This is a genomic window from Oceanobacillus locisalsi (assembly GCF_042675985.1).
Lineage (GTDB): Bacteria > Bacillota > Bacilli > Bacillales > Amphibacillaceae > Oceanobacillus > Oceanobacillus locisalsi.
The window spans coordinates 396,434-409,859 of the sequence record NZ_JBHTKK010000001.1 but is presented as its reverse complement, the minus strand read 5'-3'; the positions used below and the strand labels follow the sequence as shown (position 1 = coordinate 409,859).

General features: G+C 36.7%; 14 protein-coding genes. 11 read left to right on the top strand and 3 right to left on the bottom strand.

Translation table 11 applies throughout. The features are described from left to right. The first annotated feature begins 170 nt into the window (after positions 1 to 170). From ACFQ19_RS01855 to ACFQ19_RS01825, 7 genes are all read left to right on the top strand, one after another. Entirely contained in the window at positions 171 to 968 is a 798-nt protein-coding gene (locus ACFQ19_RS01855; RefSeq protein WP_379590224.1) for an SDR family oxidoreductase, read from the top strand. 26 nt (positions 969 to 994) lie between these two features. After that, entirely contained in the window at positions 995 to 2,878 is a 1,884-nt protein-coding gene (locus ACFQ19_RS01850) for a BglG family transcription antiterminator (RefSeq protein ID WP_379590223.1), read from the top strand. A 3-nt stretch (positions 2,879 to 2,881) separates the two neighbouring features. Then, entirely contained in the window at positions 2,882 to 3,355 is a 474-nt protein-coding gene (locus ACFQ19_RS01845) for a transcriptional regulator GutM (RefSeq protein WP_379590222.1), read from the top strand. Beyond that, positions 3,339 to 3,890 (top strand): PTS glucitol/sorbitol transporter subunit IIC, encoded by a 552-nt coding sequence (gene srlA / locus ACFQ19_RS01840; RefSeq protein WP_379590221.1) that lies wholly within the window; start codon positions 3,339 to 3,341, stop codon positions 3,888 to 3,890. Before ACFQ19_RS01845 ends, srlA begins: the two co-directional genes overlap by 17 nt. A 9-nt stretch (positions 3,891 to 3,899) precedes the next feature. Continuing rightward, positions 3,900 to 4,925 (top strand): PTS glucitol/sorbitol transporter subunit IIB, encoded by a 1,026-nt coding sequence (gene srlE, locus ACFQ19_RS01835; RefSeq protein ID WP_379590220.1) that lies wholly within the window; start codon positions 3,900 to 3,902, stop codon positions 4,923 to 4,925. A 30-nt stretch (positions 4,926 to 4,955) separates the two neighbouring features. Beyond that, the gene (locus tag ACFQ19_RS01830) at positions 4,956 to 5,312 is read left to right on the top strand and encodes a PTS glucitol/sorbitol transporter subunit IIA (protein WP_379590219.1); all 357 of its coding nucleotides are present in this window, start codon (positions 4,956 to 4,958) and stop codon (positions 5,310 to 5,312) included. 308 nt (positions 5,313 to 5,620) lie between these two features. Beyond that, complete coding sequence (locus ACFQ19_RS01825) at positions 5,621 to 7,021, top strand: purine-cytosine permease family protein (RefSeq protein ID WP_379590218.1); 1,401 nt, start codon at positions 5,621 to 5,623, stop codon at positions 7,019 to 7,021. A gap of 115 nt (positions 7,022 to 7,136) precedes the next feature. Here the strand turns inward: ACFQ19_RS01825 and ACFQ19_RS01820 are convergent, their stop codons facing one another. Together ACFQ19_RS01820 and ACFQ19_RS01815 are read right to left on the bottom strand one after the other, a co-directional pair. After that, the gene (locus tag ACFQ19_RS01820) at positions 7,137 to 7,532 is read right to left on the bottom strand and encodes a type II toxin-antitoxin system PemK/MazF family toxin (protein ID WP_379590217.1); all 396 of its coding nucleotides are present in this window, start codon (positions 7,530 to 7,532) and stop codon (positions 7,137 to 7,139) included. A 1-nt stretch (position 7,533) separates the two neighbouring features. Continuing rightward, positions 7,534 to 7,773: an AbrB/MazE/SpoVT family DNA-binding domain-containing protein gene (locus tag ACFQ19_RS01815; RefSeq protein ID WP_379590216.1), complete on the bottom strand. Its 240-nt coding sequence runs from the start codon at positions 7,771 to 7,773 to the stop codon at positions 7,534 to 7,536. A gap of 228 nt (positions 7,774 to 8,001) precedes the next feature. On the opposite strand from ACFQ19_RS01815, the gene ACFQ19_RS01810 reads away from it, so the two are divergent. From ACFQ19_RS01810 to ACFQ19_RS01795, 4 genes are all read left to right on the top strand, one after another. Then, positions 8,002 to 10,329 carry a TOTE conflict system archaeo-eukaryotic primase domain-containing protein gene (locus ACFQ19_RS01810; protein ID WP_379590215.1) on the top strand — a complete coding sequence of 776 codons (2,328 nt, stop codon included), beginning with the start codon at positions 8,002 to 8,004 and terminating at the stop codon, positions 10,327 to 10,329. 166 nt (positions 10,330 to 10,495) lie between these two features. Next, positions 10,496 to 10,813: an AbrB/MazE/SpoVT family DNA-binding domain-containing protein gene (locus ACFQ19_RS01805; protein WP_379590214.1), complete on the top strand. Its 318-nt coding sequence runs from the start codon at positions 10,496 to 10,498 to the stop codon at positions 10,811 to 10,813. A gap of 2 nt (positions 10,814 to 10,815) precedes the next feature. Then, complete coding sequence (locus tag ACFQ19_RS01800) at positions 10,816 to 11,085, top strand: cytotoxin (protein WP_379590213.1); 270 nt, start codon at positions 10,816 to 10,818, stop codon at positions 11,083 to 11,085. A 386-nt stretch (positions 11,086 to 11,471) separates the two neighbouring features. Beyond that, positions 11,472 to 12,236: a 2OG-Fe dioxygenase family protein gene (locus ACFQ19_RS01795; protein WP_379590212.1), complete on the top strand. Its 765-nt coding sequence runs from the start codon at positions 11,472 to 11,474 to the stop codon at positions 12,234 to 12,236. 173 nt (positions 12,237 to 12,409) lie between these two features. Here the strand turns inward: ACFQ19_RS01795 and allD are convergent, their stop codons facing one another. After that, a complete protein-coding gene (gene allD / locus ACFQ19_RS01790; protein WP_379590211.1) occupies positions 12,410 to 13,420 on the bottom strand; it encodes an ureidoglycolate dehydrogenase in 1,011 nt (336 codons plus the stop codon). Positions 13,421 to 13,426 lie beyond the last annotated feature (6 nt).

Here is a 13,426-nt window from a genome sequence, read left to right as displayed (position 1 = left end):
CTCAGCTTTTTTATTGATTTCGGGGAATCTGGTGTTTAAAGGCAAGGCAAAACAGGCGCTCGGAAAATGAATTATTTTCTCTTTTTCATCAATCTGCATAAAACAACAAATTAATTTTGAAAGCGATTCGAAATATAATGATGGTAGAAGAAAAATAAGGAGGCGTCGTTATGGCAAATAATTGGTTACATTTAGAGAATAAAGTGGTTATTGTAACAGGCGGTTCATCTGGTATTGGCAGACAAATTGTTCACTCTTTTTTAGAGCAAGAGGCCATTGTATATAATGCAGATTTACAGGATAATTCAATCGATCATTCGCACTATCATTTTAAAGAAACGAATGTGGCGGATGAAGAAGCGGTTCGCAGTACAGTCACTTCTATTTTGGAAGAGCAGTCCCAAATTGATGTATTGGTGAATAATGCAGGTATTAATTTACCAAGACTATTGGTAGATGCTAAAGAAGAAAAGCCGGAATATGAAATAAACAGGAAGGACCTTGACCTCATGCTCGGCGTCAACGTAAAGGGACCGGTTCTCTTCAGTCAAGAAGTATCCCGTTATTTTATCAAAGCACAAAAAGGTGTTATCATCAATATCTCCAGTGAAGCTGGACAAGAAGGATCTGAGGGGCAAAGTGTTTACTCTGCAACCAAAGCAGCTCTGATTGGCTTTACAAGAAGCTGGGCAAAGGAATTAGGAAAACACAATATCCGTGTGGTTGCGATTGCACCGGGAATTTTAGAAGAAACTGGATTAAGAACACAGCAATATGAAGAGGCGCTTGCTTATACAAGAAATACAACCGTGGACCAATTAAATGGGGATTATTCGAAGTCCATCCCAATTCGCCGGGTCGGACAATTGGATGAAGTTGCAGATTTGGCGTGTTACCTAGGTTCTGAGAAGTCAAGCTATATCACTGGAACAACTATTAATATCTCTGGGGGGAAATCAAGAGGTTAATCCCCGGTTGGAATAGGGGAGAGGTTATGGAACTTAATAAGAAGCATTTAAAAATCGTAGAAGTGCTTATCTCAGATGATATTTCAACTGATAAACTTTCCCATATACTGGATATATCGCAACGGACGTTGTCCAATTATGTGACACAAATTAATGATTATTTTGAAGGTGCCTCTCAAATTATGAAGGAACACCATATTCTTTCCATGTTAATCTGTGATGAAAATCAATTTTTTGATCGACTGGATAGTCTGCGGCAAGAAATGAACAGCTATGAGAACGAATTAAAGGATCGCTTTGACACTGTTTTCCACCATCTATTGGATCATCAGAAGAGTACAATCGACGATATTGCCGAGGAATTGTTTCTCAGTAAAAGCGTTGTTAATAATATTGTGTCTGCGTTAAAAGAAAAACTGCAATCTTATGCCGTAGACATCAAAGGCACGCAAAATGTCGGACTGCGGCTGGAAGGTAATGAAATTTCTATTCGTATGGTGATTATTGAACAGTTTCCAGACAGTTATCAAGAGCAGCTGATTTCTGAACAGATTGAACAGCATTTATTCGATTTGAAAAAGAAATATAGATTAGATGAATCTTCTTATGCCAGGTTGAGATTGGCTGTACAAGTCACACTTGCCCGGCTTGAAAATGGCTGCTTTATCGAAGGAGACTTGGATATTGACCAGCAGGTGTTTGAATCCGCAGATTTTAAAAACATGAAAACGCTAAAAGAAGTCATCATCGATAAATATCATTTAGAAAAGCCAAATGAAGAAGTGTTCGTTATTGTTCTTCAGCTTCTGGGACGCAGAGCTTCTATAATCGATGAAATAATGAATGAACATGAGCATTCTATGCTTGAACGTATTATAAAAAATACAATCAAAGATATTAATTATTACTTCACCATTAAAATTGATGAAGCCATGTTTACTAAAGACATTCAACTCCATATCAAATATTTAATAAACCGTTTGATTTTTGGTGTGAAAGTAAATAACAACTTGATGGAGGATGTACAGCAGCGTTTTCCATTTGCTTATGAGTTATCACGGGTTTTAGCTGAAAATATTAAAAAAGAAATTAATATGGATGTGCCAATCAATGAGCTCGGGTTTTTATCCTTATATTTTAGTGTATATCTTGAACAGCTGGAGCAACAAATTAGGGATATTCAATCAGTCGCTATCATTACTAACCAAGGTTTAAGCACTTCGAAGTTATTAGCAACAAATTTACAGAAAATCTTTCATAACCAAATTGCTATTGAGGTGTTTTCTGAAGAGGCACTGGAAAAGGAAGATATTAAGCAATTTGATTTAATTGTTTCCACTGTTTGGACAAATCGTTTATTTAATAAAGTGGTTTATATTGAAAATATACTGGATACGCAATTGCTGAAATTAAAAATCGAACAATTCTTGATTTACAAAGATGTGAAGAATAAAAAGTTGTTCAATCAAAGTGTGCTTGTAGATTTTATTGAAGAAAAAGATTTTTATCACTGGGATACGGTTGATTATTATGAAGATGTTATCCGTTTTTTGGCGGAGGAGTTAATTCGTGAAGGAGCAGTCGACAGCGCATTTACGGAGCGTATTATTGCGCGGGAACAGATGAAATCGACGGTTACAGGGAAATTAGCTTTTCCTCATGTGAGCCATTATGAAAACGGTATTTTTATGAAAGTTGCGCTATTAGATAAACCGTTACGTGATTATCAGAATATCAATATCGTTATTTTATTAGCTACACCGGATCAAGCTGGAAATGAAGCTATTTTGATCAGAGTGTATGAAGAGGTTTTAGCTATGACGACAAATAGTTATCTGCTTGAGAAATTGACAGACCATACGGATTATACGTCGTTTGCATATATCTTGAATCAAGAAATGAGGAAATAACCTATGTTTTTAATCATGTTGATTATTATTTTAGCAGTCGGTTTTGTTGTTCAATATTTACTAGGTTTTGTCCAAATTAAGCATTTTACAAAACATTATACGGAACTTAGAGCAAACGGACGTGTAGCAATTGGCAGACGTCCGGCGATTATCAGGTCAGGAACCCTTGTATTATTCCAATTAAATAATAAAAATGAGATCGAAGAAGCACGTTATATGCAAGGTGTGACTGTATTCTCTAGGTTCAAGCAATTGGCAGGATTAGAAGGTAAGAAGATGAATAAGCTCCAGGAAGAAGACTTCGCTAATTACAATAAACTTTTAAAAGGTGCCATTGTGGACGCAAAGCATACGTTTAACGTGGTACAAGCTGGTGGAGAGATTGAACGCATCCCTTCTCCAATGATGAAAGCAATGAAGAGAGTAAATAATATGTTCACGAAGAAAGGGGTTAAAAAGCATGGAGTTCATAGTTAACATCGCTGAAGGATTTATCAACTTGTTCCAAACAGGGGCGGATACATTTATTGACTGGATGGGGTCAATCGTACCGTTAGTTTTAATGTTGCTTATCGCAATGAATACGTTAATTCAATTAATTGGAGAAAACCGTATTAATACAATTGCTCAAAAGTCATCAGGAAATCCGTTACTAAGGTATATGGTGCTTCCGTTTTTAGGATCGTTTATGCTGGCAAATCCAATGCTGCATTCACTTGGAAGATTTATGCCTGAGAAATATAAACCTAGTTATTTCGCAGCTGCAGGTCAGTTTGCCCATACTAGTAATGGGATTTTCCCTCATATCAACCCGGCAGAGTTATTTATTTTCTTAGGGATTGCTAATGGGGTTCAACAACTTGGCTTGCCTATGGCAGATTTGGCTATCCGTTATTTATTAGTAGGTTTAGTAATGAACTTTATCGGCGGATGGATAACAGACTTTACAACAAGTTATGTAGAAAAACAACAAAAAGTAAAACTCAGCAAAAAAGTGAATATAGAAGGGTAGGTGCAGACCATGAGTGAAAACGTAAAAATAGTTAAAGGTCCTGGTGGTTATGGCGGCCCTTTAGTCATTGGTGTAAGTGGGAAAAAAGACAAATTAATGTATGTAACAGGCGGCCACAAACCGGATATTGTCGATAAAATCGCTGAAATTACTGGAGCTACACCGGTAAATGGTTTTGAAACATCTGTACCAGAAGACGAGATCATGGCAGCTATTATTGATTGCGGCGGTACATTACGGTGCGGCATCTATCCTCAAAAGGGAATCCCGACTATTAATATTATGGCTACAGGGAAAAGTGGTCCATTAAGACAATACATTACAGAAGATATTTATGTATCGAGTGTAGGGGTAGACCAAGTAAGTACAACTAGCGAAAAAGAGAGCGCTTCGAATACAGTTCAACAAGATTCTTCGGATGAAACGGAAAAAGAGGAAGAGACAGAGCAAGAAACAACTTATTCAAAAGATAAAAAAATAATGGAAACAAAAGCAGAACAAGACAATAAGAGTTTGCTTACTAAAATAGGTTTAGCTGCAGGAAAAGTTATTAATACATTCTATCAAGCTGCTCGTGATGCTGTAGAAACGATGCTGCAGACCGTCATTCCTTTTATGGGATTTGTTGCCTTATTAATAGGGATTATTCAAGGTTCCGGTATTGGTGATTTATTTGCAAATATTATGTCGCCACTTGCAGGAAATATCTGGGGCCTGATGGCTATTGGTTTAATCTGTTCTTTACCATTTTTAAGCCCGTTACTTGGACCGGGAGGAGTTATAGGACAAGTATTGGGAACATTAATTGGTGTTGAAATCAGTAAAGGAAATATTCCTCCCAATTTAGCATTACCAGCATTATTTGCCATTAATACGCAAAATGCTGCGGACTTTATCCCTGTTGGGCTGGGTCTTGCAGAAGCAGAGACAAAAACAATTGAAGTCGGCGTACCATCTGTCTTATATTCCAGATTCTTAAACGGTGTGCCAAGGGTGTTTGTCGCGTGGCTGGCAAGCTTTGGCCTGTATAAATAAGTAGATTAATAGATTTAGGAGTGTTCCATTATGTATCAAACAACTATTAAAAGTATTGGAAATGACGCAAAAGCATTTGAAGCAGAAAAAATGATGATTTTATTTGGGGATAATGCACCAAGTGAATTAGCAGATTTTTGTTATGTGATTGATTTAGTATCTGTTGAGGAAGAGGTTACAGCAGGAGATACGTTGAAATTAGATGATGTTTCTTATCAAATCACCAGTGTTGGTGACGCGGTAAGAAAGAACTTAAATGATTTAGGACATATTACATTAAAATTTGACGGAAGTACGGAGCCAGGACAGTCTGGATCGCTTTATTTGGAGGATAAAGAGATTGTTGATGTGAAGCCTGGAAGTACGATTGTGATTGAGAAGCAATAGGTAGTTGAAAAGAGGCCCCCATAAGCGGACAGAAAGGACTGCCGTTTATGGGGGCATTTTATGTATATGTAAAGATGAAATCACTACAAAAACCAGATAATCAACCCTATGACTAAGATAAACGGGGCGTTAAGCAGATAGAAGAAGAATAACTGTATTTTACAGGGGAATATGCGCCATAATGGGGTTTGTTCATCTCCTAATTAATTGATAGTATGTAAAAGTTCGACTGAGAAAATATGCTTTTTCTTAAGTAAAGCATATGAGGCACAGAATATGTGAAAAAATGTACAAAAGGAGATGATCATATGAGATCTGAGATTTCGTCAGATCAAAATCAGAACCAAGGATCAAGCGATGATTACTCATTGGGCAGAGTCCCTGTTCACAAAAGAAACATGGGCTGGTTAAGTATTACGAATATTACATTTGGAATTGCAACAGCTATTTTCTATTTTCAAATGGGAAGTGTGATGGCCCTTCAATTTGGCGCAATTAATGCTATTATATCTGCCACATATGCCATTGTTGTTGCTGGTATCCTTGGAACATTCATTGCATATCTATCTGCTAAGTCTGGTATGAATGTAAACTTATTATCAAGGGGCGGCGGTTTTGGCTATATCGGCGCATCCTTGACCTCTTTTATTTATGCTACTAATTTTATTATGTATTGCGCACTTGAGGGATTGATTCTAGTTGCAGCTGTACACGAATTCTTTCCTGTTATCCCGGAATGGGCTCTGATTCTTTTCTTCGGCACACTTGTTATTCCTTTGAATTGGTTTGGCATTAAGCAATTAGATAAATTACAAAAATGGTCGTTGCCATTATTTTTTATATTTTTACTGGCTGCTATTATTGTAGCAGCAATGAAACCATCTCTTTATGAGGGTAGTTTTTGGACATATATGCCGGAAAATGTGCAGGTTGGTGGAACAGCCTTACTGCTCTGCATCGGAATGCAGCATGGTATTATGGGACTAACACCACTTCTAGCTTCTGATTATGCCCGTTTTCTTAAACCAAAGGACCGAAAAATTGGTATATTTGCTATCGGATTTATTCCGCAAATTTTCTGTTTTGGTGTGATGGGCGGATTGGGAATTTGGTTTGGTGTTCGTTTAGGAGAACCGAATCCAGGTGTATATATTGTTACACTTCTTGGGGTTTGGGGAGCGTTATTCACAATGATTACCCAAGTTAGAATTAATGTGACAAATATTTATAGTGGATCACTATCATTATCCAGTTTCTTTGAAAATATCTTTCACTTTAAACCAGGTAGACGTTTTTGGGTTGTTGTAACAGGTGTAGCAGCAATGGTTTTGATGCTCGCAAAAATTGTAAACCACCTTGATACAGCTATGACATTCCAAGGTGTTTTCTTATTATCTTGGGCGGCAGTTATTGTGACAGATGCTGTATTTGTGAAGCGAATTTTAAAAATTGGTCCTGGATATTATGAGGCGAGACAAGAGAATCTTCATAAATGGAATCCAGTTGGTGTGGCTTCACTTGTCATCGCAAGTGGTCTCGGAACAGTTGCTGCATTAGGTTTTATGGGGGAATTTCTGCAAAGCACGGCAGCATTTTTCGCTGCAGTACTTGCTTCTATCTTAACTGTTGTTATCGCCATGATAACGAAAGGAAAATACTATATTAAAAAAGAAGCGCATGATATTGAAAAAGGAGACTATATAGCTTGATACGTGAAACCTTCTACATGAATTTGTAGAGGGTTTTTTTCGGTGTATGGAAGGACGCCATTTATACAACATAGTTAATAAAATGTATCAGTTTCCGTGGAATATTTTGACACCCTTATGAAGACAAGTATGTATTCACATAATCTAGACACGTATCCATAATATCTTCCTGCATCTTTCCGACAATCATTAACCGTTTTGATCGAGCATCTAAATTTTTTAATTGATGTGTTAGTATAACACCTGTTAAATATTCTTCTCCGTCTTTTTTCTGTATAGAAACCATTGATTCAGGAATTTCTATTTCATAACCAAATCCTCGTTTTGTATTCGTTATTGGGCATAAAGAGACAAATCCAGTATTTGCATTAAAAAGATTCGGGGAAAGAATTAAAGCGTAACGATTACCTTTTATTTCTTTCCCCGATTGCGGTTCAAAATTGATTAGAACGATGTCTCCTCTATCCACTTTTTCAAAGTCTTGTTGTTTTCTCTGATCATCTTTAGACATATTAAAACAGTTCCCTTCCTGCTGGTCCACCAAAATCAATCTCTTCATGACTGTTTTCAGGAGAGCAATGTTGAATAAGGTCTTCTAATGTTGGCTTGTTTTTAATCGGTTCTAAAATAATTTTGTTCCCATCCTCGGTTATATTTATTTGTGTTCCGTTTTCAACCCCATGCTTCTTAGCTATTTTTTGTGGTATTCTTACACCAATGCTGCCGCCCCACTTTTGTGCTGTTGTAGACATGATTATCTCTCCTTTATGCTTGTTTGTACTCATTATATTATCTCCTTTTGAAATAGTATATATTAATATATACTGTTTAGTTCCTATTTATTCATAATCACCAAAATGGATACTATTTCATATTGTTCTCAATACCAATATTGTACAATTTAGCCCTATTTAACTTATAATTACTTATATTCAGTATCCGTTTTGACTAAAATAATCCATAAAAAGAGAGGGTTTCGGATGAATAAAAACCTTTGGCAGCAACTCTCGGATATGAAGGTAAAATATGAGCGATTAGAGAAGGAAAACCAACGACTGAAAGACTTATTAAAAAAACATCAAATCCCCTTTGAACAAAATGAGAACGAACACCCATACAAAGATCAGGAAATCAAACGAAGAATTGAAATATTTAATAGCATATTTATCGGTCGTCAAGATGTTTATGCTCATCGCCAGGAAGAACCTGATGGTGGAGCGAAATATAGCCCTGTCTATGAGAAAAAGGAGGTATCATTTGTTTACGGACATGCGGAGTCTAAGGGTGTTAAAAATACGTATAAACGTCTGACAAATCAAGTTATATATAGCCATCTTAGCGGTGAAGAGGTAGTAGGAATCTACCCACTTTTACGTAATAATACGTGCTGGTTCCTGGCGTTGGATTTCGATAAAAATAATTGGGAAAAAGAATCGCAGGCAGTGATGTCGATATGCCACTTCTATCATATTCCCGCTGCAAGAGAACGTTCAAGGTCAGGAAAGGGATGCCATATTTGGATATTCTTTAGTGAGCAAATATCTGCTGTGAAAGCTCGTAATCTCGGGTATTTCCTGCTGAGAGAGACATTGAAACGTAATCATTGGCAGCAGCTAAATTCCTTTGATCGCATGTTTCCAACACAGGATAGTCACAAGGGAAAAGGGCTTGGAAATTTAATAGCGTTACCATTACAAAAACAGGCGAGAGAAGAAGGAAATAGTGTTTTTATCGATCAAAATTTGAATGTTATTTCTGATCAGTGGCATTTTTTAAGCGGTTTGCATAAATTAGGTGAATCAGCTATAGACGATATTTTAGAAGATAGTGATACCTCTTGGGTAAAGGAAAAGCCTGCAAAAATAGAGGTTGACCCAGAAAGAATACAAGTATCTTTAAAGAATGGCATTTATATAAGGAAAGATAATAAGCCTGAGCGGTTAATGAATGAAATAATAGGTTTAGCCGCGTTTAATAATCCTGAATACTATAAAAAGCGGGCGAAACGTTTATCCACACATGATACACCTAAAATCATTGATTGTTCATGGCAAGATGGAGAAAATATCATTATTCCAAGAGGGTGCCTCCATTCTTTAAAAGATTTACTGGAAAAGAAGTCAATTAGATTATCGATTAGTGACCAATGTGATCAAGGGAAGCCTGTTTCTTGTGATTTTCAAGGTCAAATGACTTTCCAGCAAGAAGAGGCTACACAAGAATTAATGGGAAGTAACAATGGGATCATAGCTGCAACGACAGGATTTGGGAAAACCGTATTAGCTGCGTCATTAATGGCACAACGAGGAGTTAATACGTTAATTATCGTGAATAGAAAACAATTGGTTGAACAATGGAAGGAGAAATTAGCAGTCTTTCTAAATATCAATAAGAAGCAGATTGGTCAAATTGGCGGCGGTAAAAATAAACCTTCTCACTATATAGATATTGCAATGATCCAGAGTTTAAATAAAAATGAAAAAGCGAAAGAAAATTTGAATAAGTATGGTCAAGTCATTGTGGATGAATGTCATCATATTTCAGCGGTAACCTTTGAGGATGTATTAAGACAGGTTACAGCGAAGTATGTCTATGGATTGACAGCAACACCTGCCCGAAAAGATGGTTTGCATCCAATCATGAGTATGCAATGTGGATCGATCATTTATAAAGTTAGTGCAAAGAAACAGGCAAAGGTCCGTCCATTTCGTCATATTTTAATACCAAGATATACAAAATTTAAAAGTGCGATAAAAGAAGCAGATAAAAATACCGTAAATCTTGGTACAGAACTGGTGAAGGATGCAAAAAGGAATGAAATGATTTTTGATGATGTATTGAAAGAACTTGATAAGCGCTCCACACCAATTATTCTCACAGAAAGAATTGAACATGTAGAGATGCTGGAGAAGATGTTTTCTGGATTTGTGAAAAACATTGTTATTTTGAATGGAAATTTATCGGACAAAGAAAAACGGAAACAGCTGGAAAGGTTAAATGAGCTGGTAAATGAAGAGACATTGATTATCGCTACCGGAAAGTATATTGGTGAAGGTTTTGATAACGATCGGCTGGATTGTTTATTTCTTGTGTATCCTTTTTCATACAAAGGAATATTGCAGCAATATGTAGGGCGTCTTCACCGGCTTCATCAAGATAAAACAGAAGTGAAGGTATATGATTATATTGATTATCATGAGCCATTGTTAAAAAATATGTATCAAAATCGGGCTAAAGGTTATCGGGATCTTGGATATAGAGTAATGAAGGATGGAGAAAATGATACGGAGCAGATGGAGTTGTTTTAGGTTACTGCTGCTGTAATAGAAGAAATCTCATGCACTGTATTACTAGATAAATTGGAAAACAAAGTGCTTTTTGTTTTGATTAAAATAGTGTATTATATACTTAGTAAGAAAATCGGATTTTCATACTTTCGGAAGTATGGAAACATTTGAAAGGGGGAATCATATTATGGTAAAAACACTCCAAAAGGAGGAAACCATGAAACCTGAAAAGTTAACACTGAAAAAACGGGGACAAATAACGATTCCTAAAAGTATACGCGATAGTTTAGATTTACATGAGGATGATCAATTAGAAGCTGTAATTGAAGATGGAAAAATTGTCATACAGCCTGTTATTACAATTGCTAAAGATCAAACTTGGTTTTGGTCGCCAGAATGGCAACAAGAAGAACGAGAAGCTGACGAAGATATAAAACACGGACGCGTCAAAACGTTTGATAATGCAGATGATGCAATTGCATATTTACGAGATGATGAGGATTAATCATGTATCAGCTAGATATTACGAATCGATTTAAACGTGCCTATAAAAAATTAGACAATACTGCAAAGAATAATGTTGATGATGCAATTAAAATATTAATGAAAGGTCGTCCGTATCCTAAATCTTTGAGAGTAAAAAAGATGAAAGGCCATCAATTTGTTTTTGAAGCTTCACCAACAATGGGGATACGTATGACTTTTCATTATCAGAACCCTGATTATATTGTTTTACGTAATGTTGGGAATCATGATATTACATTATCTAATCCATAAAAGTTATAATAGTTGTGATAGACAACTCAGCACAGTTTAAGAATAATAATATCTAAAAATACCAAGGAAAGAGTCTAACTTTCATTTCCAATGATAAGAGAGCGCTCTCAAAGGAGCGGGGATTGAATTTGTATGTTAATAATTAATATGTGAGAGGGAGCTTATTGATGTGAAATCAAAAGGCTCCTTTTTAAAAAAGATTGTAAAAGATGTACGTATATTAAAATCTTCTTCATGTACGGTGTATGAATGTACCAATTTCTTAATGCTGTACTGCTGCAACAATATCCCCCTATTTGTCTTTTCCATCCAAATCATCTAAAATGATAACTTGGATTCCATATTCTTTAAAAGCAAAACGATGGTGATAAAAGGAGTAATTATAGATGAGTCATTTAAAAAATAAAGGCTATGCGCGGTATGATTTAATGCAGCAATTAGACTATGAAGGAATCGAAGCAGATTACCAAGCTTTATTAGATTATTTCGAGGACCTTCCTGTCGATGAATATGCAAAAGGATTAAATCGTTACAGAAGATATTCTCGTGCCCTTGTGCTGCCGACATCTGGCCAGATTGAATGGCTTCCGACACTAACGAAAAACGGAGAAGAATATTCCGCGTACTTTCAGGGGAAATTTAATCCGGAGTATACGGGATCATATCGAGAGTTTCCATGTATAGATGAGGAAATACAAGCAAATAAACTGTTAGAAAAAATTATTCTGTTTGATTACCATGAAACATTCTGGAAAGAAGAAGACCGCATTATGCCGATTCATGTTGGCGTGCATTTTGTAAAATTGTATGTAGAGAATGATTCGGATAAAGCTGTTTCTTCTCCAAACTGTTTTCACCAGGATGGGGAGCCGTTTACTTTTGCCCATTTAATCAAACGGGAAAATGTCCAAGGCGGTACAAATGCGATTGGTGTTCCGAAAGCAGCAGGAGAAACGTTTGATACAGTTAATCAGGATGATGTGATAGAAGTGTTTGAGATTACAAAACCTTTGGAGTCCTACGGCGTGGAAGATTCGGCCGTTTCGCACTATGTCAGTCCGATTGAAAAAGGAGGTGCAGAAGAAGCAGGTGTACGCTCTGTTATCTTAATTGATTATCAGCAAACGGTTGTAGCTGATGTAGATGATTAATAAAATATATTCCATATTTGAAAAACGTCATGTAAGGGCAGAAATGTCTGCCTTACATGACGTTTTTATATAGCCCTTGATATTTGAATAGGAACATCTATAATATTATTAAACTTCTAAAGCACCTGAAGAGTAGGAATAAGGAAAACATAACAAGCGAACAATCTATCCACTTATTTTTCAAGTTCCTTTTGCAAAAATGCCAGAACGGAATCTGGTAATGGAATACCTTCCTGTTCTCTTTTTTGAGCAGTATATGTCTCTATTTCACCAGGAACATAAACTCTATCCGTATTGGAAGAAGGAGCAGTTCTTCTTAACTCCTCAATCATTTGGTCCAGACGGGAAGTAAAGATATCGGCGGACACAAATTTAGATGGATCAATTGCCATAAAGAAATGTCCTAATTCCCTGTTTTTATCATATTCCCCATACATTTTAGAAACATGCGGGCCAAAAGCAGCGCCAGTAAGCATAGCAGTGAATATTTCCACAACCATTGCCAGCCCATACCCCTTTGGACCGCCAAAAGGAGATAATGCAACAACTTTACTTGGATCATGGGTAGCTTCCCCGTCGTTGTCGACTCCCCAACCATGAGGAATATTCTCTCCTTTTTCTTTTGCATTTAAGATTTTTCCTAAAGCTACGGTGCTTGTAGCAAAGTCTAATATCACAGGTTCCTCCTCATTTGCCGGGAAACCAAACGCAATTGGATTTGTACCGAAAAAGGGTTCTGCTCCGCCAAAGGGAACAACTACTTTATCTGTGTGCGTCATGGCTATGCCGATTAAGTTACTTTGTGCTGCCTGTTCAACAAAATAGGAGAGAGCACCGCAATGGCTGCTGTTTTTAACTGCTACTGCACCCGTTCCAGCTTCTTTAGCTTGTTTTATTGCTATATCCATTGCTGTTTTCGAGATATAGTGTCCGAATCCATTGTCGCCATCTAAAATACTGGTAGACGGTGATGTTTTTGTTGCTTGCAATTGAGCAGTTGGGTTAATACCGCCGGATTGAATGCGCTTAATATAGTGTTCAACGCGTAAAACACCATGGGAATCAACACCCCTTAAATTTGCGTGAACTAATACATCAGCAATTGCCTCAGCAGCTTCTTCTGTTACCCCGTGTTTTAAAAATATTTGCTTCGTTGTATGTTGCAGTTCGTTACTTAAAATCATAAAAAT

Excerpts from the sequence above, each read along its gene's own strand:
- srlE (WP_379590220.1), top strand. The coding sequence starts at position 3,900 with ATGAGTGAAAACGTAAAAATAGTTAAAGGTCCTGGTGGTTATGGCGGC.
- ACFQ19_RS01815 (WP_379590216.1), bottom strand. The coding sequence starts at position 7,773 with ATGTCTACAACAGCACAAAAGTGGGGCGGCAGCATTGGTGTAAGAATA.
- allD (WP_379590211.1), bottom strand. The coding sequence starts at position 13,420 with ATGATTTTAAGTAACGAACTGCAACATACAACGAAGCAAATATTTTTA.
- ACFQ19_RS01855 (WP_379590224.1), top strand. The coding sequence starts at position 171 with ATGGCAAATAATTGGTTACATTTAGAGAATAAAGTGGTTATTGTAACA.
- ACFQ19_RS01805 (WP_379590214.1), top strand. The coding sequence starts at position 10,496 with ATGGTAAAAACACTCCAAAAGGAGGAAACCATGAAACCTGAAAAGTTA.
- ACFQ19_RS01850 (WP_379590223.1), top strand. The coding sequence starts at position 995 with ATGGAACTTAATAAGAAGCATTTAAAAATCGTAGAAGTGCTTATCTCA.
- ACFQ19_RS01800 (WP_379590213.1), top strand. The coding sequence starts at position 10,816 with ATGTATCAGCTAGATATTACGAATCGATTTAAACGTGCCTATAAAAAA.
- ACFQ19_RS01845 (WP_379590222.1), top strand. The coding sequence starts at position 2,882 with ATGTTTTTAATCATGTTGATTATTATTTTAGCAGTCGGTTTTGTTGTT.
- ACFQ19_RS01820 (WP_379590217.1), bottom strand. The coding sequence starts at position 7,532 with ATGTCTAAAGATGATCAGAGAAAACAACAAGACTTTGAAAAAGTGGAT.
- srlA (WP_379590221.1), top strand. The coding sequence starts at position 3,339 with ATGGAGTTCATAGTTAACATCGCTGAAGGATTTATCAACTTGTTCCAA.
- ACFQ19_RS01810 (WP_379590215.1), top strand. The coding sequence starts at position 8,002 with ATGAATAAAAACCTTTGGCAGCAACTCTCGGATATGAAGGTAAAATAT.
- ACFQ19_RS01830 (WP_379590219.1), top strand. The coding sequence starts at position 4,956 with ATGTATCAAACAACTATTAAAAGTATTGGAAATGACGCAAAAGCATTT.
- ACFQ19_RS01825 (WP_379590218.1), top strand. The coding sequence starts at position 5,621 with ATGAGATCTGAGATTTCGTCAGATCAAAATCAGAACCAAGGATCAAGC.
- ACFQ19_RS01795 (WP_379590212.1), top strand. The coding sequence starts at position 11,472 with ATGAGTCATTTAAAAAATAAAGGCTATGCGCGGTATGATTTAATGCAG.